Annotated in this window: 30 protein-coding genes and 1 other RNA gene; 11 read left to right on the top strand and 20 right to left on the bottom strand. The window is 62.5% G+C overall.

The features are described 5' to 3' along the window. Positions 1-116 precede the first annotated feature (116 nt). A complete protein-coding gene (locus AB7F49_RS27885; protein ID WP_428528495.1) occupies positions 117-791 on the top strand; it encodes a thioredoxin domain-containing protein in 675 nt (224 codons plus the stop codon). A 4-nt stretch (positions 792-795) separates the two neighbouring features. Here AB7F49_RS27885 and AB7F49_RS27880 read toward each other — a convergent pair whose 3' ends face one another. Beyond that, complete coding sequence (locus AB7F49_RS27880; RefSeq protein WP_428528493.1) at positions 796-1,665, bottom strand: C40 family peptidase; 870 nt, start codon at positions 1,663-1,665, stop codon at positions 796-798. 6 nt (positions 1,666-1,671) lie between these two features. Continuing rightward, positions 1,672-3,048: a leucyl aminopeptidase family protein gene (locus AB7F49_RS27875; protein ID WP_428528491.1), complete on the bottom strand. Its 1,377-nt coding sequence runs from the start codon at positions 3,046-3,048 to the stop codon at positions 1,672-1,674. Between the two features lie 133 nt (positions 3,049-3,181). On the opposite strand from AB7F49_RS27875, the gene AB7F49_RS27870 reads away from it, so the two are divergent. Beyond that, positions 3,182-3,976: a tetratricopeptide repeat protein gene (locus AB7F49_RS27870; protein WP_428528489.1), complete on the top strand. Its 795-nt coding sequence runs from the start codon at positions 3,182-3,184 to the stop codon at positions 3,974-3,976. Between the two features lie 107 nt (positions 3,977-4,083). Here AB7F49_RS27870 and AB7F49_RS27865 read toward each other — a convergent pair whose 3' ends face one another. The 10 genes from AB7F49_RS27865 to AB7F49_RS27820 all read right to left on the bottom strand — a co-directional run bounded on the left by AB7F49_RS27865 (position 4,084) and on the right by AB7F49_RS27820 (position 13,252). Continuing rightward, entirely contained in the window at positions 4,084-5,058 is a 975-nt protein-coding gene (locus AB7F49_RS27865; protein WP_428528487.1) for a type II secretion system F family protein, read from the bottom strand. 7 nt (positions 5,059-5,065) lie between these two features. Then, positions 5,066-6,049 (bottom strand): type II secretion system F family protein, encoded by a 984-nt coding sequence (locus tag AB7F49_RS27860; RefSeq protein ID WP_428528485.1) that lies wholly within the window; start codon positions 6,047-6,049, stop codon positions 5,066-5,068. A gap of 2 nt (positions 6,050-6,051) precedes the next feature. After that, positions 6,052-7,530, bottom strand: a complete 1,479-nt coding sequence (locus AB7F49_RS27855; protein ID WP_428528483.1) for a CpaF family protein — start codon at positions 7,528-7,530, stop codon at positions 6,052-6,054. An 85-nt stretch (positions 7,531-7,615) separates the two neighbouring features. After that, positions 7,616-8,887, bottom strand: coding sequence for an AAA family ATPase (locus AB7F49_RS27850; protein ID WP_428528499.1), 1,272 nt, complete (start codon positions 8,885-8,887; stop codon positions 7,616-7,618). Beyond that, positions 8,887-9,639, bottom strand: coding sequence for a CpaD family pilus assembly protein (locus tag AB7F49_RS27845; protein ID WP_428528481.1), 753 nt, complete (start codon positions 9,637-9,639; stop codon positions 8,887-8,889). Before AB7F49_RS27845 ends, AB7F49_RS27850 begins: the two co-directional genes overlap by 1 nt. Positions 9,640-9,661: 22 nt before the next feature. Further along, a complete protein-coding gene (locus AB7F49_RS27840; RefSeq protein WP_428528479.1) occupies positions 9,662-11,122 on the bottom strand; it encodes a type II and III secretion system protein family protein in 1,461 nt (486 codons plus the stop codon). 20 nt (positions 11,123-11,142) lie between these two features. Next, on the bottom strand, positions 11,143-11,940 hold the full coding sequence (cpaB, locus tag AB7F49_RS27835) for a Flp pilus assembly protein CpaB (RefSeq protein WP_428528477.1): 798 nt from the start codon (positions 11,938-11,940) through the stop codon (positions 11,143-11,145). 127 nt (positions 11,941-12,067) lie between these two features. Next, on the bottom strand, positions 12,068-12,577 hold the full coding sequence (locus AB7F49_RS27830; protein ID WP_428528497.1) for an A24 family peptidase: 510 nt from the start codon (positions 12,575-12,577) through the stop codon (positions 12,068-12,070). A 148-nt stretch (positions 12,578-12,725) separates the two neighbouring features. After that, entirely contained in the window at positions 12,726-12,887 is a 162-nt protein-coding gene (locus AB7F49_RS27825; protein ID WP_325701604.1) for a Flp family type IVb pilin, read from the bottom strand. 131 nt (positions 12,888-13,018) lie between these two features. Then, on the bottom strand, positions 13,019-13,252 hold the full coding sequence (locus AB7F49_RS27820) for a hypothetical protein (protein ID WP_428528475.1): 234 nt from the start codon (positions 13,250-13,252) through the stop codon (positions 13,019-13,021). 252 nt (positions 13,253-13,504) lie between these two features. Between AB7F49_RS27820 and AB7F49_RS27815 the strand changes: the two genes are divergently transcribed. The 3 genes from AB7F49_RS27815 (at position 13,505) to AB7F49_RS27805 (ending at position 15,269) form a co-directional block, all read left to right on the top strand. Further along, positions 13,505-13,999 (top strand): pilus assembly protein N-terminal domain-containing protein, encoded by a 495-nt coding sequence (locus AB7F49_RS27815; RefSeq protein ID WP_428528473.1) that lies wholly within the window; start codon positions 13,505-13,507, stop codon positions 13,997-13,999. 131 nt (positions 14,000-14,130) lie between these two features. After that, the gene (locus AB7F49_RS27810) at positions 14,131-14,697 is read left to right on the top strand and encodes a TadE/TadG family type IV pilus assembly protein (RefSeq protein ID WP_428528471.1); all 567 of its coding nucleotides are present in this window, start codon (positions 14,131-14,133) and stop codon (positions 14,695-14,697) included. 29 nt (positions 14,698-14,726) lie between these two features. Then, a complete protein-coding gene (locus AB7F49_RS27805) occupies positions 14,727-15,269 on the top strand; it encodes a TadE/TadG family type IV pilus assembly protein (protein WP_428528469.1) in 543 nt (180 codons plus the stop codon). Positions 15,270-15,308: 39 nt separating this feature from the next. Here the strand turns inward: AB7F49_RS27805 and AB7F49_RS27800 are convergent, their stop codons facing one another. From AB7F49_RS27800 to AB7F49_RS27785, 4 genes are all read right to left on the bottom strand, one after another. Beyond that, positions 15,309-15,761 (bottom strand): Lrp/AsnC family transcriptional regulator, encoded by a 453-nt coding sequence (locus AB7F49_RS27800; protein WP_428528467.1) that lies wholly within the window; start codon positions 15,759-15,761, stop codon positions 15,309-15,311. A 74-nt stretch (positions 15,762-15,835) separates the two neighbouring features. Beyond that, positions 15,836-16,774, bottom strand: a complete 939-nt coding sequence (locus tag AB7F49_RS27795; protein WP_428528465.1) for a PfkB family carbohydrate kinase — start codon at positions 16,772-16,774, stop codon at positions 15,836-15,838. After that, positions 16,758-17,699 (bottom strand): NAD(+) diphosphatase, encoded by a 942-nt coding sequence (gene nudC / locus AB7F49_RS27790; protein ID WP_428528463.1) that lies wholly within the window; start codon positions 17,697-17,699, stop codon positions 16,758-16,760. The genes AB7F49_RS27795 and nudC overlap by 17 nt, the downstream gene beginning before the upstream one ends. A 14-nt stretch (positions 17,700-17,713) precedes the next feature. Then, positions 17,714-18,133: an HIT family protein gene (locus AB7F49_RS27785; protein ID WP_428528461.1), complete on the bottom strand. Its 420-nt coding sequence runs from the start codon at positions 18,131-18,133 to the stop codon at positions 17,714-17,716. A 93-nt stretch (positions 18,134-18,226) separates the two neighbouring features. Here AB7F49_RS27785 and ffs point away from each other — a divergent pair. The 6 genes from ffs to AB7F49_RS27755 all read left to right on the top strand — a co-directional run bounded on the left by ffs (position 18,227) and on the right by AB7F49_RS27755 (position 22,337). Beyond that, positions 18,227-18,323, top strand: an RNA gene (gene ffs, locus AB7F49_RS27780) — signal recognition particle sRNA small type. A 63-nt stretch (positions 18,324-18,386) separates the two neighbouring features. Then, positions 18,387-20,216, top strand: a complete 1,830-nt coding sequence (locus AB7F49_RS27775) for a DNA polymerase III subunit gamma/tau (protein WP_428528459.1) — start codon at positions 18,387-18,389, stop codon at positions 20,214-20,216. A gap of 3 nt (positions 20,217-20,219) precedes the next feature. Next, a complete protein-coding gene (locus AB7F49_RS27770) occupies positions 20,220-20,546 on the top strand; it encodes a YbaB/EbfC family nucleoid-associated protein (protein WP_428528457.1) in 327 nt (108 codons plus the stop codon). A gap of 2 nt (positions 20,547-20,548) precedes the next feature. After that, positions 20,549-21,427 (top strand): formate dehydrogenase accessory sulfurtransferase FdhD, encoded by an 879-nt coding sequence (locus tag AB7F49_RS27765; protein ID WP_428528455.1) that lies wholly within the window; start codon positions 20,549-20,551, stop codon positions 21,425-21,427. A 94-nt stretch (positions 21,428-21,521) separates the two neighbouring features. After that, positions 21,522-22,154, top strand: coding sequence for a molybdenum cofactor guanylyltransferase MobA (gene mobA, locus AB7F49_RS27760; protein ID WP_428528453.1), 633 nt, complete (start codon positions 21,522-21,524; stop codon positions 22,152-22,154). A 60-nt stretch (positions 22,155-22,214) separates the two neighbouring features. Further along, entirely contained in the window at positions 22,215-22,337 is a 123-nt protein-coding gene (locus tag AB7F49_RS27755) for a hypothetical protein (protein ID WP_428528451.1), read from the top strand. On the opposite strand, the gene AB7F49_RS27750 is transcribed toward AB7F49_RS27755, so the two are convergent. From AB7F49_RS27750 to fdh3B, 4 genes are all read right to left on the bottom strand, one after another. Continuing rightward, positions 22,334-23,608: a molybdopterin molybdotransferase MoeA gene (locus tag AB7F49_RS27750; RefSeq protein ID WP_428528449.1), complete on the bottom strand. Its 1,275-nt coding sequence runs from the start codon at positions 23,606-23,608 to the stop codon at positions 22,334-22,336. The genes AB7F49_RS27755 and AB7F49_RS27750 overlap by 4 nt on opposite strands. Beyond that, the gene (gene mobB, locus AB7F49_RS27745; protein WP_428528447.1) at positions 23,608-24,135 is read right to left on the bottom strand and encodes a molybdopterin-guanine dinucleotide biosynthesis protein B; all 528 of its coding nucleotides are present in this window, start codon (positions 24,133-24,135) and stop codon (positions 23,608-23,610) included. The genes AB7F49_RS27750 and mobB overlap by 1 nt, the downstream gene beginning before the upstream one ends. 71 nt (positions 24,136-24,206) lie before the next feature. Beyond that, positions 24,207-25,238: a formate dehydrogenase subunit gamma gene (locus AB7F49_RS27740; RefSeq protein WP_428528445.1), complete on the bottom strand. Its 1,032-nt coding sequence runs from the start codon at positions 25,236-25,238 to the stop codon at positions 24,207-24,209. 76 nt (positions 25,239-25,314) lie between these two features. Continuing rightward, a complete protein-coding gene (gene fdh3B / locus AB7F49_RS27735; protein WP_428528443.1) occupies positions 25,315-25,911 on the bottom strand; it encodes a formate dehydrogenase FDH3 subunit beta in 597 nt (198 codons plus the stop codon). Positions 25,912-25,952 lie beyond the last annotated feature (41 nt).

Here is a 25,952-nt window from a genome sequence, read left to right as displayed (position 1 = left end):
GCTCTTCCGATCTTGGAGTGATTCATCGCTTCGAGGCCATATAACGCAATCTTGATTCCGGTTTGCCGCGTGGCTGCGCCAGAACATTGACGCAAACCATCGGCCGCCGGAGTATCATGACTCGCAATCTTTTTGTTCTCGCGCTCACGCTGGTATTGTGCATGCCCTCGCATGCGCAGGGGTTGCGCGCTGAATTGCCGATCCTCGGAGAGGACGGCAGCCGGGTCGCAAATCACAAGATCGCGCCGGATCGTGTTGCTGCGGCGGAGAAGCTTCCTGGGGCGGTGGTCGCTGCCAATCCGGGTGGTGATGTGACGCTCGTGGAGTTTTACGACCTGAACTGCCCCTTTTGTCGGCGCGCCTCTGCCGATGTCGACGCGCTTCTGAAGTCCGACAAGAAGTTGCGGCTTGTACTCGTGCCATTCCCGGTCCTCGGAATTCCGTCGATCCTCGCAGGGCGAGTCGAGATCGCGGTTTCCAAATTTCTGCCTCCCGCCGACTTCTACCGATATCACCGGGCGCTCTATGCCGGCCGCGGCGTGATTGACGGGCAGCGCGCCATGAATGCAGCCGCCGGCTTCCAGCTCGACCTGCAGAAGATACTCGACGCCGCGAATGACGACGGCATCACCGACATCATGAAAGCGCATGTCCGCTTCGCCGACACGCTCGCACTCAAGGCGACGCCGGCCTACCTGATCCACGATGTGGCGATCCAGGGCCATCCCGGGCAAAAAAGTCTCAAGCGCGTGATCGATTCGGTGCGCAGGTGTGGCAAGGCGGTGTGCTGAGCCGCTACCCCCCTGACTGCGTGCGCACGATGACCCGGCGCACCGATGTGACCTCCGAACCCGCCGCCTTGATGCGCGCGATCGCCTGATCGAGCGGCTCGATCGCCACCGCCATATGGTGCGCATTGGCATGGATGATGGCCTTGCGGTCGCGCACCAGCGCGACATGACCGGGCCAGAAGATCAAGTCTCCACGTTGCGGCATCGACAACGCACCCAGCACGCTCACCGGCTCGCCGAGCGCATTTTCCTGCATGTCGCTGTCGCGAGGACACGCAATGCCGCAGGCAGTTACCGCGGTTTGCAGGAGACCGGAACAGTCCAGACCGAGATGGGTCTTTCCGCCCCACAGGTAAGGCGCACCGAGAAACCGTTCCGCCACGGCGACGTAGTCGTTTTCGAACCGATCGATTGGGACGAGATGACGCGCCGGAATATAGCCATGCGCTGTCACCGCGAATGGCTCCTCGATCCGCTCCACGGCGACCTGGGCGCCGAAGGGCAGCGCTTCAAGCGGCGGCACCTTGATGTCGGGCGCCGGGAAAGCGAGGGTGCTCAATGCCTGCACTTTCATCGAGGGATCGGTCAGGGCGGTGGTCAACGCCTGCGCCGGGATCCAGCCAACATAGCCGTCCGAGGCGAGCTGGCCCCAGCACCAGCCCTCACTCGTGGTCTCGTAAACGCTGACGCGTTCGCCCTTCAGCGCCTCGGTTTCGAGCGGCGCATCGGGGATCGGAGCGCGGCGCACGGGTGCCCGTGGGTCGAACACTTCGCAGATATTGGCATCGACAAAGCGTTCAGCATCCACCTGGCCCTGCAAATGACTGGCCGCGAGATCGGGACGAGCGGGCGTGACGCGAGGATCGAAATTCACCACGGGTCAGCCATAACGTTCGCAGAGAAGCGCATAGATCGCGCGCGCCGCCTGACACTCGCCGCCTTCCGGGCGGCCTGGCTTGCCGGACGGATTCCACCCGTAAATATCGAAATGCACCCACGCTTTCGCATCCAAGACGAATTTCTTCAGGAACAGCGCGCAGGTGATCGAGCCGGCAAAGGCTCCGCCAACATTGTTGGTATCCGCGACTTTCGAATCGAGCATGGAATCGTAGGGAGCCCATAGTGGCATGCGCCAGAGCGGATCGCGTTCTCGTCTCGCATGACACATCATCGATGCAGCGATCGTGTCGCTATCGGTGTAGAAAGGCACGAGCTCCGGTCCGAGCGCGACGCGAGCTGCGCCTGTCAGCGTTCCGATGTCGATCAGAAGATCGGGTGCGGCCTCATCCGCATAGGCGAGCGCGTCGGCGAGAATGAGCCGCCCCTCGGCGTCAGTGTTTCCCACCTCCACCGTGAGGCCCCTGCGGGAGGGATAGACATCGAGTGGCCGGAAGGCTCCGCCCGACACCGAATTCTCAACCGCCGGGATCAGAACCCGCAGCGCAACCGGAAGCTTGCGGTCCATGACCATGTGCGCAAGCGCGAGCGCCGCGGCGGCGCCTCCCATGTCCTTCTTCATCAGAAGCATCGCGCTTTCCGGCTTGAGATCGAGCCCCCCGGTGTCGAAACAGACACCCTTTCCGATCACCGTCACGGTCGGGTGATGCGGATTGCCCCAGCGCAAATCGATCAGCCGGGGCGGCCTTGCCGAAGCTCGGCCAACCGCATGGATGAGGGGAAAGTTCTTCAGCAGCAACTCACTGTCGGTCACCACTTCGATCCAGGCATCGTGACGCTCGGCCAGGAGCCGCGTGGCCTCGTGCAGTTCGGCCGGGCCCATGTCGTTTGAAGGCGTGTTGATCAGGTCGCGCGCGAGCGTCACGCCGTCCGCAATGCGCGAGAGATCGGCGGCGTCGACACCCTCCGGCGGTACCAGCGTAGCCACCGTGTCATCGCGCCTGCGATATTTCGTGAACCGGTAACCCCCGAGCGCGAAGGCGAGCGCGGCAAGCCGCGGATCATGCGCGGCATTGGCGAAGCGGTAGGCTCCTCGCGGCAGGAGTGCAGGCAGGCTGCCCGGCAGCATCGGATTGGCGCTTTCCGCGCTGTCTTCCAGCCCGAACAGAAATCCGCCGATATCCCCGTTTGGCCCGGGAAGGGCAAGATGGCGGCCGGGCTTCGGCTCGAAGGCCATCGCCTCGGCAAAGGCACGTGCGAGCGGGGCCAGACCGTCCCGTATATCGGGCCAGTTCGACTTCCTCACGAACCAGATCGGAATGGCCGAATCGCGGGCGGTTTCGACAAAGGCGGGATGCATCGGGTCTTCATATCGGTTCCGGCACCCTGTCGCCAAGTGCGGCGCACCGGCGGCCCTTAACCGGTCGTTAGGGTTAACGCTTTATTGCAGAGAAGGACCCGGCAGATGTTCCCCCCGCCGTTCGAGGCGCGCCATGTACCGTAACCAGTCAAGAACCCGCCTGCTTGCAAGTGCCGCCATCCTCTCCGCTCTGATGCTTGGCGGCTGCCAGACCGCCCAGATCGCAAACACGACCGGCTCTGTGGCGCAATCCACTCCACGCGGCGAGGTGGATTGGCGCCATGAGGCGGATAGCTGGGGCGAACGCTACCGGAAGAATCCCCGTGATCCCGAGGCCGGCGTCCGTTTCGCACAGGCATTGCGGTCGACCGGCCAGCGCACGCAGGCTGTCGCGGTCCTGGAACAAGCTTCCATTCACAATCCGCGCAACACTGTCGTTCTCGGAGCCTATGGGCGCGCACTCGCCGATACCGGCGCCTTCGCGCAGGCGCTCGACGTCCTCAAACGCGCCCACAGCCCCGACCAGCCCGACTGGCGCATCCTGTCCGTGCAGGGCGCCGTGCTCGATCAGATGGGCCGGCATGAGGAAGCACGCCGCCATTACATGAGCGCGTTGCGCATCGTCCCCGACGAACCTTCGGTCATGTCCAATCTCGGATTGTCCTACGCCCTTTCCAAGAACCTGAACAAGGCCGAGGATACTCTGCGGCGCGCCAGCACCTATAGCAGCCGCGAGCCGAAGGTGCGCCAGAATCTTGCGCTGGTGGTCGGCCTGCAGGGCCGCTTCAAGGAAGCCGAGGAGATCGCCCGCGCCGATCTGTCGCCCGAAGAAGCGGCGGCCAATCTCGACTATCTGCGCCATATGCTGGCGGCCGAGAAGGGCCAAAACGGCAAACGGATGCTGCGGCAAGCCGCAAACAATTCGTAGCACTCTCCTACCGTCGATGCGGCAGTCGCGAGCGCGCATTCGCGACCTAGCCCATTTTCTCCGGACGGCCGCATGGAAGCGCGCCGGGCGTCGAAACGTCGCTCGACCTATTGCAGCGCCATCACGCGGATTGCGGCTGGGCCGAGAATGACAATGAACAACACCGGCAGAAAGAACAGAATCATCGGCACCGTCAACTTGGGCGGCAGGGCCGCCGCTTTCTTCTCGGCTTCGGCCATGCGCATGTCGCGGTTTTCCTGCGCCAGGACGCGCAGCGTGTGAGCGAGCGGAGTGCCGTACCGCTCGGCCTGCTGCAAGGCCACGCAGACCGACTTCACGCCGTCAATGTCCGTGCGCCGGGCAAGATTGTCATAAGCCTGGCGCCGATCCGGTAGATAGGACAACTCCGCCGTTGTCAGTGTGAACTCCTCGGCCAGCGGGATCGACTGCTGACCAATTTCGTTGGCGACCTTCTTGAACGCTGCTTCGATCGACATGCCCGATTCAACGCAGATCAGGAGCAGGTCGAGCGCGTCAGGGAACGCACGACGAATCGACAACTGCCGCTTCTGTATCTTGTTTTTCAGAAACAGCCACGGCAGATGCATTCCGAGATAGGCCGCGAACAGACACAGACCGAGCTTGATCGTGAACGGTCTGTCGAGTTGCAGGACGAAGAACACGTAGAAGGTCGACAGCAGCAAAGCCGCGATCGGCATCACCATGCGGAAAAACAGGTAGGTCACGTAGGGAGCGTGTCCGCGATAGCCGGCCTGCACCAGCTTCTCACGCGCCTCTTCCTGACCGACCCACTTGTTGAGCTGGAAGCTCTCGACAGCCCGCTGCATGAACTGCTTCGGGCTCTGGCGCAACGCGACCTTCTCGCCCCGCGCCATCCGCTCACGCTCGCGCTGTCGAATCTTCTCGCGCTCGAGCGCAACCGATTTCATCCGCCTCGGCAGCGGATCGGAAGCCAGCAGCGGCATTGCAAGCGTGAACACGGTCGCGACCGCCGCGATCCCCGCGAGGATCATCGCGAGCAACCTCGTGTCATGCAGGATACCGATGATGAGCTGGGTCATGGCGCTCTCAGAAGTCGAAGTTGATCATCTTCTTCATCACCATGACGCCCATGGACATCCACATCGCACTGCCGAGCAGCATCAACTGCCCCGTCGGGTGGGTCCACAGCAGCTCGATATAGGTCGGGCTGGTGATCCAGACGAGGCCCATGACGGCCGGCGGCAGCGAACCGATGATGGCAGCGGAAGCTTTCGCCTCCATCGACATGGCCTGGATCTTGGCCTTCATCTTCTTGCGCTCCCGCAAGACCTTGGAGAGGTTGCTAAGCGCTTCGGACAGGTTTCCGCCCGCCTTTTGCTGGATCAGGATGACGATGCCGAAGAAGTTCGCCTCCGGGAGCGGCATGCGTTCATAGAGCTTCGCGCAGGCGTCGCCGAGCGGAAGCCCGATGGTCTGGGTTTCGATGATGGCCTTGAACTCGCTCTTCACCGGTTCCTGGCCTTCAGCTGCGACCATTTTCAGACTGTCGAGCAGGGGCAAGCCGGCCTTGATCCCGCGCACGATCACGTCCACCGCGTCAGGGAAGGTTGCGAGAAACCGGTTTTCGCGTCGCTTCTTCAGAAAGTTCAGCATCCAGAACGGCAGCCCGAAGGCGGCGGCGAATCCGAACCCGAGCGCCGACATGAGACCAAGTCCGGCACCGAACACGGTGAGGAAGGCAGCGAGCCCCAAGCCCGCCGAGATCAGAAAATATTGCCGCGATGACCAGTTCAGTCCGGCCCGCGATATCCGTTGAGCGAGCGTCGGCTTCTTGTTTTTCTGCTGCCGCAACTCAAGGTCTCTCAGAGATTCCTCAACTTGCTCGCGCCTGGATTTCTGGTTGCCGCGGACCGCTCGTTGCACTGGCTGCGCCTGTGCGGCGCTGGCGACGCGCCGCTCCACATTGCGCTCGCCGGACAGCAGCGGGTACAGGAACACCCAGGCAAGACCGCCGACCGCAACGGTCGCCAGAATCGCCATGATCATGGGCTGGTTGCTGAAATCGAGCATGATCAGAGCAACGCCTCTTCCGCCTGCGCGCTGGCGTCCAGCGCGGCGGCAAGCCGTTTCTCCTCGCCGTAATAACGGGCACGGTCCCAGAAGCGCGGCCGGCCGATGCCGGTAGACCGGTGGCGACCAACCAGAGTGCCGCCAGCGTCCTCACCCAGCATTTCGTAGACGAACAGATCCTGCGTGATGATGACGTCGCCTTCCATGCCAAGCACCTCGGTCACATGCGTGATGCGGCGCGATCCATCGCGCAGACGAGCGGCCTGGATGATGACGTCGATCGAGGAACACAGCATCTCCCGGATGGTCTTGGAGGGTAGCGAGAACCCGCCCATGGTGATCATCGACTCGATACGGGACAGCGCCTCGCGCGGTGAGTTGGCGTGCAATGTACCCATCGAGCCGTCGTGACCTGTGTTCATCGCCTGCAACAGGTCGAACGCCTCGGGTCCGCGTACCTCGCCCACGATGATGCGTTCAGGACGCATGCGCAGACAGTTCTTGACAAGATCGCGCATGGTGACCTGCCCCTCGCCTTCGAGGTTCGGGGGGCGCGTCTCGAGACGCACCACATGCGGCTGCTGAAGCTGAAGTTCGGCGGCATCTTCACAGGTAATGATGCGCTCGTCATCGTCGATGAACTGAGTGAGACAGTTCAGCAGCGTGGTCTTGCCGGAACCGGTACCACCCGAAACGATGGTGTTGACACGGCAGCGGCCGATGATCTTCAGGAGCTCGGCACCTTCCGGCGTGATTGATCCGAACTTGACGAGATTGTCGAGCCGCAGCTTGTCCTTCTTGAATTTTCGGATGGTGAGCGCCGGCCCGTCGATTGCAAGCGGCGGCACGATCGCATTGACACGCGAGCCGTCCGGCAGGCGCGCATCGCAGATCGGTGAGGACTCGTCGACGCGACGGCCGACCTGGCTGACGATCCGCTGACAGATATTCAGGAGCTGCTGGTTGTCGCGAAACCGAATGCCGGTCTTGTGAATCTTGCCGGCCACTTCGATATAGACTGTGCCGGAGCCATTCACCATGATATCGGCGATGTCGTCACGCGCCAGCAGCGGCTCAAGCGGCCCGTAGCCGAGGACGTCGTTGCAGATATCGTCGAGCAGTTCCTCCTGCTCGGAAATCGACATCACCACATTCTTGATGGCGATGATTTCGTTGACGATATCTCGAATTTCCTCCCGCGCCGCGTCGGCGTCGAGGCGAGCCAGTTGCGCAAGGTCGATGGCCTCGATCAGCGCGCCGAAGATCGTACCCTTGACCTCGTAATAGCTGTCCGAGCGCCGACTGTCGGTCGCGAGCAACGGGGCGGTTTTTTGCGGTGTCGTCGGAGCTGACAGGAGTTGGGCACCAAGTCCCGCAGCAGGAAGCGGAGCGCGACCGTCATTGGAGCCCGCCGCCGGGGCAGGTGGCGCAGCGGGCTTTGGCGCGGACGGCTTCGGCGCCGGTGGTGGCGGTGGCGCCATTGTCACGGTTCCCCCGGCGGGAGTACTCGGAGCCGACCCCGGTGCGTTACGCTTCCCAAACACGACTTACAGACTCCACGCTGACTTACACCTTCTTGCGCAACTTTTGCATGATCGGCCCGAGCAGGCCCGACTTCGACCTTTTCGCCTCGGACCGCCCGGTCAGAAGCTGCGCCAGATGCCTGAACGTTTCCGCCGTCTTGTGACTGCCTGCCACTTCTGCAATCATCTGACCGTTATTCGCCGCAGTACCGAACAGCTGCGGCTCGAACGGGATGATGGCGGCAGGCTGGTCATCGAGTGCCTTGGCGAAGTCGGACGGCTTGATCTCCGGACGTTTCGGAATTCCGACCTGGTTCAGCGCATAGAATGGCCGGTGATCGTTGACTCGCGCGGCCTTCAGAGAGTCGACGAGATTCTTTGCGTTGCGCAGATTGGCAAGATCGGGCGCGGCGACGATCAGGATGTCGTCTGCCGCGAGCAGCGTCCGCTGGGTCCAGCCGGTCCATTGATGCGGCAGGTCGAGCACGATACAGGGCACGGTGGCGCGTAGCGAATCGAATATCGCGTCGAACGCATCCGCACCGAAATCATAAACGCGATCGAGCGTTGCCGGCGCGGCCAGGAGACTCAGGTTCTCCGAGCACTTCGACAGCAGTCGATCGACGAAATTGGTGTCGATGCGATCCGGCGAAAAGACGGCATCCGCAATTCCCTGCGGCGGATCCTGATTGTAGTCGAGTCCTGCCGTTCCGAAAGCGAGGTCGAGGTCGGTCACGACCGAGTCGAGTGAAAGATCGCGGGCGATCGACCACGCCACGTTGTGCGCGATGGTCGAGGCACCGACACCGCCCTTGGCTCCGATAACCGCCAGGATGCGACCAACGGGCTTGGCGTCCGGTGCGGAATACAGACCACAAACCGAGCGCACGATATCGAGCGTATTCACAGGAGCGATAAGATAATCGCTGACGCCGCGTCGGACCACTTCGCGGTACAGCGATACATCGTTGTGTCGTCCGATCACGATCACCCGCGTTCCCGGATCGCAGAGTTCGGCGAGCGAATCCAGACCGGCCAAGACGGTTTCTGGCCGCGACTCGAACTCCAGGATGATCACGTTCGGGGTCGGCGCCGAACGATAGGCCTCCCCGGCCGCGGTCATCCCGCCCATCTGGATTTTCAGATGCGCCTTCGCCAGGCGGCGGTCTTCGCCGGCGGATTGCACCGCCGCCGCGGTTTCCACCGATTCGCAGAAGGCTTGTATCGAAATGCGCGGCGCAGGAGCGATATGCTCGTCGCGCGCCGGCAGGTCGTCAGCCGAGTCCTCAACCGCGTTCTGAATGGGGCTTCTCATCATTGGCCGATGTCGCTCAGGTAGCCCTTGGTCGGGTTGGGATAGACAGTGGCAGTCGGCTGCCCCGTGCGATATTTTTCGAGCACGGTGGTGCGTCGCGAAGTCCAGATATCGCTTTCGCCGCGAGGCTGAACGAGGTCCGCGGGGTTTACGACCATGGCGGCGAGATTGCGCTGGTTGGCGCAGCCCATGTTCCAGTAATTGCGGTTCTCGTTATAGAAGGGATCGAATGAGGGACCGAGGTCCTGCGGCCACAGCCCGCAAGGCCCGGCGTCCGCAATGATCTTCGAGTATTTGAGGCGGAGCGTGGGAAATTTCTGCGGATTTTCCGGCGTGTAGTTGCGCACCGCTACGCTCTGCATCGGCACACCCGAGGCGGCAAAAATCGAATTGATTTCGCGCAGGGCCTGTGAGGCCGCGACCTGGTTCGGCGTGCCGGTCGGAACGTCGATGACGACCCCACCGGTCGCCTCGTCCTTCCAGACCTTCGCGAACGACAAGACCTCCGCGCGCTGCGTCGGGGTCAGAGAGCCCCGGCTCTGGCCGATGAAGACTTCCATCGTGTGGGAGCCGTCCCGCAACGCGATCTTATGGCGCTTTCGGTAGTCATTTGGGTACTCCACGGTGGTGCCAGGCACATACGGGTTCTTCACCACGTAGCAACCGGACAACGCCGCCGCGGCCGCCACCACGCTCAGAATACGGAGCGCGGCGCGTGGGGCGCGTCTGCCGAACGTGAAACACTGCAACATACGGTCGTCTCCTCGTCCGGCCTCAGTCCAGGATGAAGCCATATTTTCCGCGATACATCAGGTTTGGATCCACTTTGCCAGCGATCCCATAGATCTTGTTCAGCCGCCCGAGGAAGAAGCTCGATGGGTCCGAGGTGTCGGCATATCCGTCGTCGGGACGCGACAGGTCCTTTTGTGCGACCGCACGCACGATGTAGGGCGTGACCAGGATCATCATCTCGGTCTGGCTGTTCAGATAGTCGCGGCTCTTGAACAATGCGCCGAGAATCGGAAGTTGCATCAGGCCCGGCAGGCCGTTGATTGCCTGCTTGGTCTGCTCCCGGATCATGCCCGCGAGCGCAAGTGCGCCGCCGGACGGAATCTCGACCACGGTCTCGGCCCGGCGGGCGCGGATCGACGGGATCGTCAACGGTGGAGAGCCGGGTTGCGTCAGCGTGATCGCGTTTTCGGTCGAGAGATCGGAGACCTCCGTCGCGACGCGCAGGCTGATGCGACCTTCGCTGAGCACGACCGGTGTGAAGGACAGGCTGACGCCGAATTTCTTGAAGTCGATCTGCTGCTGGCAGATCGGAGGATTGCGCGTGGTGTCGCAGGAAAGTCCGTTCGGGATCGGGAATTCCCCACCAGCCACGAAAGTTGCGGTCTCGCCGGAGATGGCGGTGAGGTTCGGCTCGGCAAGCGTCCGGATGACGCCAGCGCGGTCCATGGCGTTGAGCGTCGCAGTCAGGTTCCGAAAATTGCCGGTGATGGTGTTCGCCCCCAGTTGCTGCCCGTATGCCGAGAACGGGTTCTGGGTGTTGAAATTCACCACAGACGAACCGCCGCCGAAACTTCCATTCAGGTTGATGCCGAGCTGCTTGATCACGTCGCGTTGCACTTCAGCCACCGTGACGCGCAGATTGACCTGATCGCGGCCGCGGATGACGATCGCGTTTACCACTCTCGATCCCTGCGCAACGTTGACCGCCGTGCCCGGACCGACAAGCCGGTCGGCGATCTCGAAGGCAGTCTGCGCATCGGCCGGAGTATTGACATGTCCGGACAGGATCACCCCGTCCGCGCCCATACCCTCGACGCGGATATCCGCGTGCGGGAGGACCTGGCGGATAGCCTCGCGGATGCCGTTCAGATCGCGCTTCACGGCGATATCGAAACCCGCAATCTGGCGGCCCTGCGCGTCGAAGAAGAAGACGCTGCTCTGGCCGGTCTTGATGCCGATGATGTAGGCACGGCGTGGATTGCGAATGACCGCATTGGTGATCGTCGGATCCGCCACCAGTACATCCTTGGTGTCGCGCGGCAGGTCGATCACTACAGCCTTGCCGACCCCGAGCGTCACCGGACGGGAACTTGCCTCGCTGCCGACGACCGAAATGACCGGGGTGCGGGCCAGATCGGGATCGGCAGCATGCGCGGTCACGCTTGCGGCCGTGGCCACAGAAGCCGCCATCAGCAGCGTCCGGATCGTCATCTGGTTCGCCATCAAGCGGTCCCTTCTCAGTCCTATTTCGATGCGGCAGTGGTGGATACGCCGAAGCGCACCATGTTCACGCCGCTACGTTGCGAGGCCGGATCGTCGTCGGTGTCATTGGTGCTTTTTGACGTATCGACGACGCTACGCAGCGCCAGCGACAATGTGCCGACGTGCTTTCCGAGCGCCAGCGTTTCGACCTGGCGCGGTGTGAGTTCGAGCGTCACGGTCTTGCCGATGACGACCTTTTGTCCATTCTTGTCTTCGACGGTCTGATCGACGGCCAGAACCCGCGCATTGGTAATGATGGTTTCGCTGGTATAGGTCTCGACCCCGTTCCGCTTCTCCGCTTCACGATCACGGCGCGCCAGAATTACGTCGACATAGTCGCCGGGAACCACGAAGCCGCCCGCGCTGGTCTCGGCGCTGATCTCGGTGGCGACCGCACGCATGCCCGCGGGCAGGATGGCCGAGAGATAGCCCGCAGAATTCGCCTTCACCAGCCGGGATTCCTGAATTGGTTCGCCGGCAAAAAAGGTTCCTCCCCGCACGATCGAGCCGCTGATCTGCTCGATGGCATCCGGCCGGTCGCTCTTGCGAATGAAATTCGGGCCGGCGGATGCGGCCGGCCACATCTGCCAGCGCAGCTCATCCGGCTTAACCGTCGTTCCCTGGGCGATGTCGGCATTCGCGACCAGCACATCGACCGTCTCGATCTGTGTCACCGGTGCCGGCGGCGCCGGTGGCTCGCCGGACCTGCCAGCCAACAGCGCGGCAAGGCCGCCGGCGGCGACCGCAATCCCGAGCACAACAAGACGGGCGGCTTTCATACGCTTCACTTTCCACAAATGACGCAGTCGGCCCGGACATGGCCGTGAGGGGGAGTTTCACCACCCAAAGGTCAATTCGTGGTTAATGAGCGGTTTGCAAATCGCGTTAATTTTTTGTTGCGAGCCGTCAGCCGAGCCCCAACGGGCGCATCCAGACCGTTTGTGGGTAGACCGAGAGCGCGGCAGCCGCCAATGCGATGCCATAGGGCACCCCGGCATCCGCCCGATGCAGTCGAATCGCCCAGTCGTGTCCCGCCAGGAAGGCAGGCAGGGGCATCAGCCGATAGCGGATGATTGCAAGGGTCAACACCCCACCGAACAATGAGGCATAAACCAGATAGGTCATGAGCGGATCGAATCCAAGCCACAGCGCGGTGGCGGCCGCGAGCTTGGCGTCGCCGCCACCAATCCAGCCGCAGGCAAACAACGTGAAGGTGACCGCCAGAACTGCGGCGCCAGCGCCCATATGCGCGAGAAGATCGGCGCCATTCATTCCGATCAAGAGCGCCATGACGAAGAACCCCGCGATGAGGAGAAGCGATACGCGGTTGGAGATCGTCATCGTAAACAGATCGCTAAACGCAGCGAAAGCCATGAGGGCGGGAAACAGGAACAGCCGGATGGCATCTGTCATCATCAGGGTCATAGCCGCACTCGCAACGTAAACTCGACCTTGAAACTAACGATCGGGCCTTGCGGTTCGGTTAGCGCCGCGGGCGAGTTAAAAAAACGAAGCCGCGCCCGCGGGACCAGCCCGAGGACGCGGCTTTGCACGCGGCCACCAATTACTTAAGGGCGCCCTGGACCGACGTGAAGGTCGAGGTCAACTTCGTGCCGAGGCCCTGCACGACAGTGATGATGGCGACGGCGATGCCCGCCGCGATCAGGCCGTATTCGATGGCGGTCGCACCCGACTCGTCACCAATGAACTTCTTGAAGGTCACCATTTTATTGCTCCGTTGAGACAGCGTTGAACCAGACTTGAACCAGACAACCGGTGTGGCCGGCAGTGATGCGAAGCTAGCATCGCCAATTGAACAATCCGTAAGACCGATGCTCCGACTTTCGATGCACGGATTCAGATTGCGTTAGCGATGAGGCGCAGTGCGGCGGTGGAAAAGGCATGAACTTCCATCATTCGGTCGCCCGCTGCCCGCGCCGCATCACCTGTGCCGAGGACCTGGAGCAGTTGCCATTTGCCTTGATTCCGCGGCACAATTGGCGATGGATCGTTGCCATGCACGCCTCCAACCAGAGGCTCGACCACGCGCGTTCCGAAACGAATGCCAGTCACGGTGAGACGGCGGACCACGCCTTGTTCTGACGGATACCGATTGATGGATCATTTCAACTGAGTTCGCAGTTAAGGAAAGTTTGATCCAAATGCGGAGCCTGTCCGGTACTCGGCGCAAACCTTGCAATTTCAACGATATCGAGGAGTCATATCGTCACGTGGTCGAGTCAAATTGCGTCATGTTGGCGATTGATTCACCAATTTGCGCTGAATTGGAGCTGCGGGAGTTCCCGCCGATTTTGTCTGATTGCGTGGGTGCGGAGTGACATGATGGCAGCGCGTTGTGGCGTATTCGGCTCTGTTCGTCGTATTGCGCGGATGGTCGCTGTTGCAGCAGCGCTGGCGGCAGCACCGGCCCAGGCAGAAGACTTTCCGGGTGGCGACCGACTGAAGGTTAGCCTCGACGAGGCCAAACTGATCAAGCTGCCGGATCGCGTAGCCACGATCGTGATCGGAAATCCGCTGATCGCCGACGCAACCCTTCAGCCCGGGGGTTTGGCGGTTCTCACTGGCAAAGGCTATGGCGCGACCAACTTCATTGCGCTCGACCGCAAGGGCAACGCACTTCTGGAAAAGACAATCCAGGTCGACGGGCCGAAAAACACCGTCGTGATGTACAAGGGAGTCAATCGCGAGACCTACAACTGCGCGCCGACCTGCGAGCCGATGATCACACCCGGGGATTTCCAGCAATTCTTCAACCAGAACCTGGTACAAACCACGACCCGCAGCACGCAGGCCACGTCGATGTCGGCGCCGCGCTAGTGGCCCATATGCATGGTTTTCAATCGGTTAAGGCAATCCCTGTTTTTGTAAGGATCAGGCGCAACATTTCACAAACGCCTGTTTGCTAGAACCGCATCACCCGGCCGAAGCCGGGCCGATGGGTAGTCGCCATGTCTAAAGCCGACAGAAAAGTGCCGTCGCCGGTCAAGCGACGATTCTTCCCGCGCATCCTGCGGTGCTTTGCCCGACGAAATGATGGCGCCGCCGCGGTCGAATTTGCGATGGTCGCAGCGCCCTTTCTGGCACTTGTGTTCGCCATTCTGGAAACCGCGATCATCTTTTTCGCCGGTCAGGTTCTGGAAACCGCCGCGGCCGATTCCGCGCGACTGATCATGACGGGCCAGGCGCAGAAGGCCGGCATCAGTCAGGCCCAGTTCAAGCAGGAGGTCTGCAAGCGGGTCTTCGGCCTGTTCGACTGCAACTCCGGCATCAAGGTGGATGTGCGCACCTACTCGGCCTTCAACTCGGCCGACATGTCGAAGCCGATCGACGGTAACGGCAACGTCACGTTCACACCGTCGTTTCAGCCTGGATCGCCTGGCGATATTGTCGTGGTTCGGCTTCTTTACGAATGGCCCGTGTGGGTCTCGCTGCTCGGCCTGAACCTCGCCGACATGTCCGGCAACAAGAGACTGATCATGGCGACTGCGGCATTCCGGAACGAGCCCTATCAATGAGACGAAACATGCTCAGCCGGATCGAAAACATGCTTGCCCGCTTGGTAAGCCGTCGTCTTTCGGAATTCACAAAGGACAAACGCGGCGTCTCGGCGGTCGAATTCGCCATGCTTCTGCCGCTAATGCTGACGCTTTATCTGGGTGGTGTCGAGATTTCACAGAGTATCAGCATTGATCGCAAGGTGACGCTCACGGCGCGCACCGTGGCCGACCTTGTCGCGCAGGTCTCCAGCATCGACACAGCCGGCATCAATGCCGCGCTCGGGGCCGCGACTGCGATCATGGCGCCCTATCCGGATTCCGGCGCGAAGATCACGGTATCCGTCGTGGACATCGATTCCAACGGAAATGCAAAGATCAAATGGAGCAGTTCGAAGAACGGCACCGCCCGGGCGGTCGGTTCGAGCGTGACGCTTCCGGCCGCGCTGAACGTTCCGTCCTCGTCCCTGGTCTGGGGTGAAGCATCGTACAATTATCAGCCGTCGATCGGCTATGTCGTGACCGGGAACATGAATTTGACCGATCAGATTTTCATGCGACCTCGCCTGTCAGAGACCGTGACGAAGATTTGAGGTCATCATTCGAAAGCGACACCGTAGCACGAATCCCGGCTACGGGATCGGCAGACTCGTTGTCGACTTGATCTTCTCCATCGCGAAGCGCGAGGTGACGTTCTTCAGCGGCGATGCGGAGATCAGTCTCTTGTAGAATGCATCATAAGCCTGCATGTCCTTGACCACCACGCGCAGCATATAGTCGACGTCGCCCGCCATCCGATAGAATTCCATCACCTCGGGCATGGCGCTCACCGCACTCGCGAAACGCCCAAGCCAGCCCTCGGAATGATCGTCGGTCTCGACCGAAACGAAGACGCTGATCCCGAGGCCGACCTTGTCCTGATCAACGATTGCGACCCGCTTCTGGATCACGCCATCGGCCTCGAGCCGCTGAATCCGCTTCCAGCACGGCGTTGAGGAAAGGCCCACCCGTTGGCCGATCTCGGCGACAGACAGCGAAGCATCCTCTTGCAGCGTCAGAAGTATCTTGCGGTCAATCGCATCCATGCGGCACCTGGAATATTATTCTCAGAGAAGCGTTCGATGAGGCTATATATAGAAGATTGTTCTCTTTGAAAGGCCTAGCGCGAGGCCCTGGCAAGGAATTGGTCTAACTCCGCGCGAGTCGGGGTTCCCGCTCCGCCCCCGAATCTCGTGCATTTGATGGCGGCCGCCGCTGCCGCAAACCGCAAGGCGTCCGCGGCCGCCCGGCCTTCGGCCAGAGCGAGTGCAAAGGCGCCGTGGAAAACGTCGCCCGCAGCGAGCGTGTCCACGGCATCGACCTGGAATGCTGGCATACGGCGCAGCGTCCCCTCATCGATCCATATCACGTCGTGCGGCCCGTTGGTGACGGCTACGAACGCGTCAGTGCGTTGCGCCGCTGCGGTGAGCGCGGTGGAGAGCTCCTCGGTACCTGCTGTCGCGCGCAGGCCATCTGCCGAGAACACAATATGCGTGGCGATTCGCAGCAACTCGTCAGTCAGCCGGGTCGGCTTGTCGCCGTCCAGCACCACCGTCACGCCAATCGCAGCGGCTGCGCGGGCGACCGGCAATACGAATTCCGGAAATCGATTGTCGATCAAGACGGCGTCAACCCCCGAAACCAGGCGTTTGGCATCGTGAGGGCGCGCGGTTTCGAGTCCCGGGTGCCGATAACTGACGATGAGCCGCTCACCGCTCTTGTCGATGAGTATTGAGGACAGCGCCGAGCTGACGCCATTCACCCGCACCACGGCGGATACATCGATGTCTTCGGTCGCAAGCTTGGCGAGGATGTTGTCTCCGACAGGGTCACGCTCCTGCGGTCCCCCGAGCGGCGCTACGACGCGGGCCTGGCCGCCCAGCCTGTGAATGGCGATTGCTGCATTGGCGGCACATCCACCAAGCACGGGTCGAAAATCGGTTGCGGATGTCTTGGTCCCGGGCTTTGGAAACGCATCGACCCGGTACACATGGTCGATGACGGCCATTCCCGCGCAAACCAGCAGCTTGCCCTGCTCGGAGTCACGCGAAGACGCCATCGCCGTTCTCAACCCAGGCACGGATGATGTGATGGGCGATCGCGACCGGCGGCGGCGTGCCAAAGCCCTGGGGATGCGTGCGCATCAACATGGTGGCGGTTTCGTCGCGGGAGAACCAGCGTGCATCTTCCAGTTCGTCGCGGTCGACCACGATTTCGTTCGAAATCGCTTCGGCGTGGCAGCCGATCATCAGCGATGAAGGAAACGGCCAAGGCTGCGAGGCGAAATAGCGCACCCGGCCGCAGCGAATTCCAGCTTCTTCGAGCGTCTCGCGCCTCGCCGCCTCTTCGAGGCTTTCGCCCGGTTCGACAAAGCCCGCGAGACATGACCACATCCCCGGCGCAAAACGCGATTGCCGACCCATCAGGCAATAATCGCCGCGCACAGCGAGCATGATTGCTACGGGATCGGTGCGCGGAAAATGCTGCGCCCCGCAATTCGCACAATCGCGCCGCCAGCCACCCTCCACCACATTCGTGGGCTGGCCGCAATTGCTGCAGAACCGGTGTCGCGCATGCCAATGCAGCAGCGCTTTGGCTTCGGCAAGCGGCGGCAGATGCTCCGGTGCGACAAGGCCCTGCACCGCAATCGAACGCAGATCGACGATATGAAATCGCTCGTCCGTCTTCAACGCATCGATGACATCCTGAGCAAGCGACATGCCGAAGCGGCCAGTCTGCTGCTGCAGCCCCAGAAACAGGCGCTCCGGTCCGGCCGTGAACGTCGCTAGCTCATCGGGCAGAAACATCGGATCGAAGGCATCGCCCGCCCGTTTCAGTACGATCATCTCGCCGCCGATCAGGTAGAAGCCGGAGCCCGCGCTGATACCGCATTCATCGAGGAACGCGGGATCAAATCGTCGTGCCGCCGCACGGTCGAGCAAGCTGTCGACATAGCCAAGCGCCGGCCATGGTCCGAAGCTCATTGCCTTCTGCATGATCAGGACACCCAGAGTTTCTTCTTCATCGCGTGCATGAAGCGGTCGAGCTCGGCAAAATCATGGTCGAGCGGTTCTGCGACCCCCCAGACCGGTTTCGGCCAGGCCTTGTCGGTCTTGCGCCGGGCGATCACATGAACATGCAGTTGCGGCACCGCATTGCCGAGCGCCGCGATATTCAGCTTATCGCATTGGGTCACCGCTTTCAGCGCGCGGGCGACGCGGACGATTTCCACCATGAGCTGCGCCTGCTCGATTTCGTCAAGGTCGATGATTTCCACGATGCCCGGCCGCCGCGGAACCACCAACAGCCAGGGATAATTGGCGTCCTTGATGACCAGCACCCGTGACAGGACGAGGTCGCCCAGTTCCACGGTGTCCTTGGCCAATTGCGGGTGGAGTGACCATGCGACCGAATTCATGTGCTTGTCCAAGGTATTGCGACAAAACTCAGGTTATCATCTCAGCCGCCCTTTTGCTTGCTTTCGGGGCGCCAAGGCCCGATATAACCTATGGGAGGTTGGCGGTGGGCGAGCCACTCGCCAACCGGGTCAGGTCCGGAAGGAAGCAGCCCTAACGAGCTCCGGTTCGGGTCGCTTGTCAGCCTCCCACCCTTTTTCGCCGCGAAATGCAGGCGTCCGGGAGTGAGCCGGCGCCGCGAAACCCGGAAGCGCGATGAGCGATACCAGCACGCAGACGCCGGTCCAGGCTGCGCCGCAAGGCGCAGGCGGCTATCGCGTGCTGGCGCGCCGCTACCGACCATCCACCTTCACCGACCTGATCGGTCAGAACGCGATGGTGCGCACGATCTCGAATGCCTTCGAGACCGGTCGCATTCCGCAGGCATGGATACTCACCGGGGTCCGCGGGGTGGGCAAGACCACGACCGCGCGCATTCTGGCGCGCGCGCTGAACTATCAGTTGCCGGATGGTTCGATCGAAGGCCCGACCATCGACATGCCGGTGATGGGCGAGCATTGCCAGGCCATCATCGAAAGCCGCCATATCGATGTCCACGAGATGGACGCGGCCTCGCATAATGGCGTGGACGACGTTCGCCAGATCAACGACGCGGTGCGCTATGCACCGGTGAGCGCGCGCTACAAGGTCTACATCCTCGACGAAGTACATATGCTTTCGACGGCCGCGTTCAACGCGCTGCTGAAGACGCTGGAAGAACCGCCGCCCCATGCGAAGTTCATCTTCGCGACCACCGAGATCAGAAAAGTGCCGATCACGGTGCTTTCCCGGTGTCAGCGGTTCGATCTTCGGCGCGTGGACGGCGATCTTCTGGTCCGACATCTGGCCGGCATCGCCGAGAACGAGAGCGTCAGGGCCGAGACCGAGGCTCTGGCACTGATCGCGCGCGCGGCCGAAGGGTCGGTGCGCGACTCGCTGTCACTGCTCGATCAGGCGATCTCGCATGCCGCAGGCGAAGTGCGCGCCGAAGACGTGCGGCAGATGCTCGGACTGTCCGACCGCGCGCGCGTCGTCGATCTGTTCGAGATGCTGCTGAAGGGCGATATCACCGGCGCGCTGAAGGAATTGCGCGACCAGTACGATTCCGGCGCCGACCCTGCGATCGTCCTGTCCGACCTTGCCGAGTTTACGCATTTTGTTACCCGGATAAAGCTTGTCCCGTCGGTGGCTGACGATCTGTCGCTGAGCGAATCCGAGCGCGTGCGGGGCCGGTCGTTCGCGACACAGCTTTCGATGCGCATCCTGTCGCGAACCTGGCAGATGCTGCTGAAAGGTCTCACCGAGGTTCAGCAGGCGTCCCGCCCGGTGGCTGCGGCGGAGATGTTGCTGGTGCGCATTGCCTATGCCGCCGACCTGCCGACGCCGGACGAGGCGATCCGCTCGCTGGCGAAGGGCTCCGGCATCGAGGCCACAGCGATCCCGGCGCCCCGCGGCAATGGCGGCACCACGATGTCATTCGGCACGCCCCAGAACGCCGCGCCGGCCGCTGCCCCGTCTCGCAACGAAGTCCCGCGCAATGCGCCGCGGTCCATGGCAGCACCGGCATTGGTCGCGGTGCCGCGTCCTGTTGACGCGCCGGTTGCCGAGGTCGTGACCATTGGCAGCTTCGAGGAATTGGTGCAACTCGCAGCAGACAAGCGCGACCTTCGGGTCAAGACGGCGCTGGAGCGCGACGTGCGGCTGGTGCGCTGCGAAGATGGCCAGCTCGAAATCGCGCTTGAGCCCGGCGCCGCCCAATCCATCGTCAACGAATTGCCTGCGAAGCTGAAGGCGTGGACCGGCCGCCCATGGGCCGTCGCACTCTCGCGCGAACCCGGCCAGCCGACCCTGAAGGCGCAATTCGAGGCCCGAGAGGCCGAGCTGAAGCGCGGCGTGCGCGGCGACCCCCTGGTGCAGGCAGTGCTGGAACGGTTTCCCGGCGCCGAGATTGTGGCGGTACGACCGCGCGAGGTCGAAACACCGGGGGCGGAAACCGAAGTGTTTCCGGATTTCCCGGACGGTGATGACAGCGATAGCGAAAGGTAGAGCATGGCCGATTTCATGGGCATGATGAAGAAGGCGGCCGAGCTGCAATCCAAGATGCAGTCGATGCAGGCCGAACTTGAATCGATTGAGGTCGAGGGCGCTTCGGGCGGTGGAGTCGTCAAGGTGACGCTGTCCGGCAAGGGCGATCTGAAAGGCGTCAGGATCGATGATTCCCTCCTGAAGCCGGATGAGAAGGAGATCGTCGAGGACCTGCTGGTCACCGCGCATGCCGATGCCCGCAAGAAGCTCGAAGGTGTCATGGCCGAGAAGATGCAAGCGCTGACCGGCGGCCTGCCGCTTCCGGCCGGCTTCAAGCTGCCGTTCGGATGACGATGCCCGATGACGAATATCTTCTTCGGCCGGATCCGCACGATCCGCGGTTGACCGAGCGCGTGCGCGGCGTCGACCAGACCGGCGCGGAAATCGAGACGGTGGTGACGGTCGAGCGCCCGCTCACGATCTTCCTGAACGCGCAGGAGATCGTGACCGCGATGACAATCAGCGACCACCCCGATTATCTCGCGATCGGCTATCTGCTCAATCAGAACATGCTGCAGCCGGACGATGTGGTGACCGGCGTTGACCATGACGACGAGCTTTCTGTCGTCGTGGTGCGAACCGAGCGCGAAACCAACTACGAGGAAAAGCTGAAGAAGCGGGTTCAGACGTCCGGCTGCGCACAGGGCACGATCTTCGGCGATCTCATGGAAGCGCTCGAAGGCGTCACGCTGCCTGCGACGCCGCTGCGTACATCATGGCTATATGCGCTGACACACAAGATCAATACCACGCCCTCGCTCTACTTGGAGGCCGGCGCGATCCATGGCTGCGTGCTGGCGCACGAAGACAAGCCGTTGGTCTATATGGAGGATGTCGGTCGCCATAACGCCGTCGACAAGATCGCGGGCTGGATGTTCCAGCAGAAGGTGCCCACGCATGACAAGATTTTCTACACCACCGGCCGCCTGACCTCCGAAATGGTGATCAAGACGGTGCGCATGGGAATCCCTATTCTGGTGTCGCGCTCGGGCTTCACCGCCTGGGGTGTCGAACTGGCGCGCAAGGCCAATCTCACGCTGATCGGACGCGCGCGCGGCAAGCGCTTCACCGCGCTCGCAGGCCTCGATCGCATCGTTTTCGATCAGGACCTGTCCTATGTCGAGGATGAGAGCGCCAGGCACCGGCGCAAGGCTGCGATGCATGATGACTGAGTCCACACCTCGCAGCGCACGCGGTGCGCCCCCTCCCCCCTCGCAACCCGGGCCTGCCCGGGTTGCGAGGGGGAGGTGACTCGTGGCGCCGTCTGTGACTCAACCCACCCTCGGCCTCATCCTCGCCGGCGGACTGGCTCGCCGCATGGGCGGCGGTGACAAGGCGCTGATCGAAATCGGCGGCCGGACGATCCTCGATCGCGTACTCGAAACCGTCACGCCGCAATGCGTGGGCATCATCCTGAACGCCAACGGCGATCCATCGCGTTTCGCGCGCTTCGGCCTGCCGATCGTACCTGATGACATTCCCGACTTTGCCGGTCCGCTCGCCGGCATTCTCGCAGGCCTCGACTGGGCCGCCATTCATCGGCCGGAGATCGCATGGGCGGTCAGCGTGCCGGGCGATTGCCCGTTCTTGCCTGCCGATCTGGTCGAAAGGCTGCATGCGGCACGCCGGGCTGCCGGCACGCCGCTGGCCTGTGCCAAGTCGGGAGACTGGCGACACCCGGTCGCCGGATTGTGGCCGGTGGCATTGCGCGCCGACCTACGCCGCGCGCTGGTGGACGAGGACCTGCACAAGATCGAGGTCTGGACGCGGCGGCACGGCATCGCCATTGCGGAATGGCCCGATCGGCCGGTTGATCCCTTCTTCAATGTCAACACACCGGAAGACCGGGCGCTCGCCGACGATATTGCGATGCAGCAGCGTGACGTTCAGTCCGCTTGAAGATTACACGGCACCTTAGTATTACAATAGCTCTAGACTATTGTCGGGGAGGTCGGGTCCATGAAGAGCTTTTTGTTGGCATGCGTAGCCGTCGTCATTCTGGCGGTCGGAGGCTTTTACGTGCTGGAGCGCTTCCAGGAGCCGTCATCCGTAGCCTTTACATCGAGCGGCGCGCGCGTCTAAGCGCCTAGTGACGCGTAGGACATAAACCCGACGGTCGAGCCTGGCTCGACGGTCGTGACATTTTCAGGCAACTCGACGAGGCCGTCGGTTTCGGTGAGCGAGGTCAGGACGCCGGCGCCTTCCTGTCTGTGCTTCACGGCCTCGACCACACCGTCCTCCGCGCGGCGCAAAGCGACCCGCACATATTCGCGCCGGCCGCCCTTCTTGCGATAGCCGAAAGCCGCACGGACCGGCAGCGGCACAAGCGGCGGCGTGATCGCACCCGACAACCGCATGATCAGCGGACGCACCACCCGCACAAAGGTCACGAAGGCGGCCACGGGATTGCCCGGAAGGCCGACAAAGGCGGCGCTGGTGTCCGCCGAGACACTCGGAATTACACCCATCGCCACCGGGCGCCCCGGCTTGATTGCCACCCGCCAGAATACCAGACTGCCGATCGCTTCAACCGCATCGCGCACATGATCGGCCTCACCGGTCGATACGCCGCCGGAGGTGAGCACGAGATCGTGGCCGTCCGCCGCGTCTCTCAGAGCCGGCGCGAGCCGTGCGGGATCGTCCGGCAGAATGCCGAGATCGGTGACGGTCGCACCGAGCGATGCAATCAATCCTGCAAGCAGAGTTCGATTCGCGTCGTAAAGTGAGGCGCGCGCGAGCGGATGGCCGGGTTCGGTGAGTTCGTCACCGGTAGAAAACAGCGCAACGCGGATGCGGCGGCGCACCGGCAAAGCCGTCAGACCGAGCGCGGACGCAAGCGCAACATCGGCGATCGACAACACCCGTCCCGCCGGCAGCGCGATGGAGCCCGCACGGATATCCTCGCCGGCGAGGCGGCGGTTCGATCCGCGCTTCAGCCCCGGCGGAACGCTCACGCTATCGCCTTCGGTTCGCACGTCCTCCTGCATGAAGACCGTGTCCGCACCATCCGGCATCGGCGCTCCGGTAAATATCCGGATCGCCGCTCCGCGCGCGATCGGATGCGCCGCCGCGCGGCCCGCGGTGATGCGATCCGCTATGACGAGGGCGGTGTCGGATTGCGCCGACAGGTCTGCATGCCGCACCGCATAACCATCGACCGCAGAATTGTCGAACGGCGGCAGATCGATCGGAGCTTCAACATTGCCCACGAGGGTCCGGCCTCGTGCAAGCGCTAGCCCCACCGTCTCGATTTCCACAACCGGCATGATGCGCTCCCGGATGATCGTTTCGAGATCATCCACCGGCAGCAGCGGGCCGGAAAACGCGAAGCAATCATCGGTAAGCTGCGCCATCAGACCGCGTCCGCGCGTTCCCTCAGCCGCTCGACCGGCATGGCCTGTTCAAGCAGAACGTCGGCGATCCGCTCGATGTCGTTCAGGTCGACAACCGGCAGGCTCGCGGCCGGCAGCGCCGTATCGGAGGCAACCGCGACGATCCAGCTATCATCCGGATGCAGCAGCGGCTTGCCGTTATCGGCACGGTAAATTTCGAGCTTCGGAAAGCTTTCGCGTTTGAAGCCCTCAACCAGCACGAGATCGACGTCGGACAGTTTCGCGAGCAGCACCGGCAGCGCCGGCTCGGGCGCCCCGCGCAATTCGTGCATCAGCGCCCAGCGGCTGCCCGACACGACCAGCACCTCGGTCGCTCCGGCCGAACGATGCTCAAACGAGTCCTTGCCCGGGCGGTCGACATCGAAATGGTGGTGCGCATGCTTCAGCGTGGAGATGCGCTGTCCGCGTGCGATCAGGCACGGAATGAGCTTGGTGAGGAGGGTTGTCTTGCCGGAACCGCTCCAGCCGGCGAGGCCGATAATGCGCATGGCCGCTCTCATACAGCAAAGCGCCCGGCGGGGGTACCACCGGGCGCTTCGATCCTGAAGCCCTTCGGAGCTTATTCGGCCGGGGTCGCCCTCGCACCCGTCGGCGCTGCCTTCTGGTCGCGCTTGAGCTCCTCGTCGAGCCACAGACTGTGGTGCTCGCGCGCCCAGTTCACATCGACGTCGCCGCTGCCCATTGCCTCGAAGGCGCCTTCCATGCCGATGGTACCGATATAGATGTGTGCGAGCATGGCAGCGACGAACAGCACCGCAACGATGCTGTGCACCATCTGGGCGGTCTGCATGCCCGAAACCGTCAGATCGCCATAGAACGGGAACATCAGCAGGTAGCCGGTAATCGCCGAGGCGGCTCCGCCGAGAACGACGATCCAGTAGATCATCTTCTGACCGGCATTGAAGCGCCATGCGGGCGGATGATCGTCGCCGACGATGCCGCCGCCGCGCTTCACCCACTGCACGTCCGTACGGTTGGGGATGTTCCCGCTGATCCACATCAGGAAGATCAGCACGACACCGATGGTGAAGGGGAAGCTCACGAAATTATGTGCGTATTTTGCGGCCTCCGACCAGGTCGTGAACGCCTCCGCAGACATCAGCGGCATCAGCAGCGGCCGTCCGAAGGTGATGTTCAGACCGGTGATCGCGAGAATGATGAAGCAGGTCGCGGTCATCCAGTGCACGAAGCGCTCGAACCCGTTGAAGCGCAGGATCGTACGCCCGGAGCGCCCGCTCTTCAGCCGCACCATGCCGCGGATCAGGTAGAACGCGATCAGCAGGATCAGCATGCCGACAATGGCGATGCCGCCGATCCAGCGCAGCGTCACTTCATGGAAATGACGCCAGTCCTGACCGGCCGGCTGAATCAGCACGCCGGCGCTCTGGTTCGGAATCGAAACCCGGCCATCGATGCTGCCGCCGCTCCGCAGGGTGTTCAGAAGCTGCTGCTCCTGCACGGCACTGGCGGTCGGGTTCACCGAGCCGTCGGGATTGCGCACCTGGGCAGATGCCGGATTGGCCAGCAAGACGACGCACAGCAGCGCCAATGCACCCAAGGCAGAATGAAACGTCCGTGTGAGCGTCGACATCCCCATCTCCTCACTTCTTGGTATCGTTGTTGGGATCGAGGCCGGCACGAAATCCCGCGCCGGCCCGTCACACGCGTCAGGACGCGATCGTTTCCTTGTAGGCGGTCCTCCATCCCCAGGCGCCGGAGCCGTAACCGCGGCGGGTTACGCGCTCCTTGTAGATCTGGGCGATGACGTCGCCGTCGCCGGCCAGCAGCGACTTGGTCGAGCACATCTCCGCGCAGAGTGGCAGCTTGCCCTCGGCCAGGCGGTTGGAGCCGTATTTCTGGTACTCGGCGACGGTATAATCGTTGTCCGGTCCTCCGGCGCAGAAGGTGCACTTGTCCATCTTGCCGCGCGAACCGAAATTGCCCACCCGCGGATATTGCGGCGCGCCGAACGGGCACGCGTAGAAGCAATAGCCGCAGCCGATGCACAGATCCTTCGAGTGCAGGACCACGGCGTCGCCCGTGGTGAAGAAGCAGTTCACCGGACACACCGCCGCGCATGGCGCGTCGGTGCAATGCATGCAGGCCATCGACACCGAGCGTTCGCCCGGCTTGCCGTCATTGAGCGTGACGACGCGCCGGCGGTTGATGCCCCAGGGAACCTCGTGTTCGTTCTTGCAGGCGGTGACGCAAGCGTTGCATTCGATGCAACGGTCGGCGTCGCAAAGAAATTTCATACGAGCCATGGTTGCGTCTCCTTAAGCCGCACGAACCTGACAAAGGGTGG

Source organism: Pseudorhodoplanes sp., assembly GCF_050250235.1.
Lineage (GTDB): Bacteria > Pseudomonadota > Alphaproteobacteria > Rhizobiales > Xanthobacteraceae > Pseudorhodoplanes.
The sequence above is the reverse complement of the archived record's forward strand: the minus strand, read 5'-3'. Positions and strand labels throughout refer to the sequence as shown.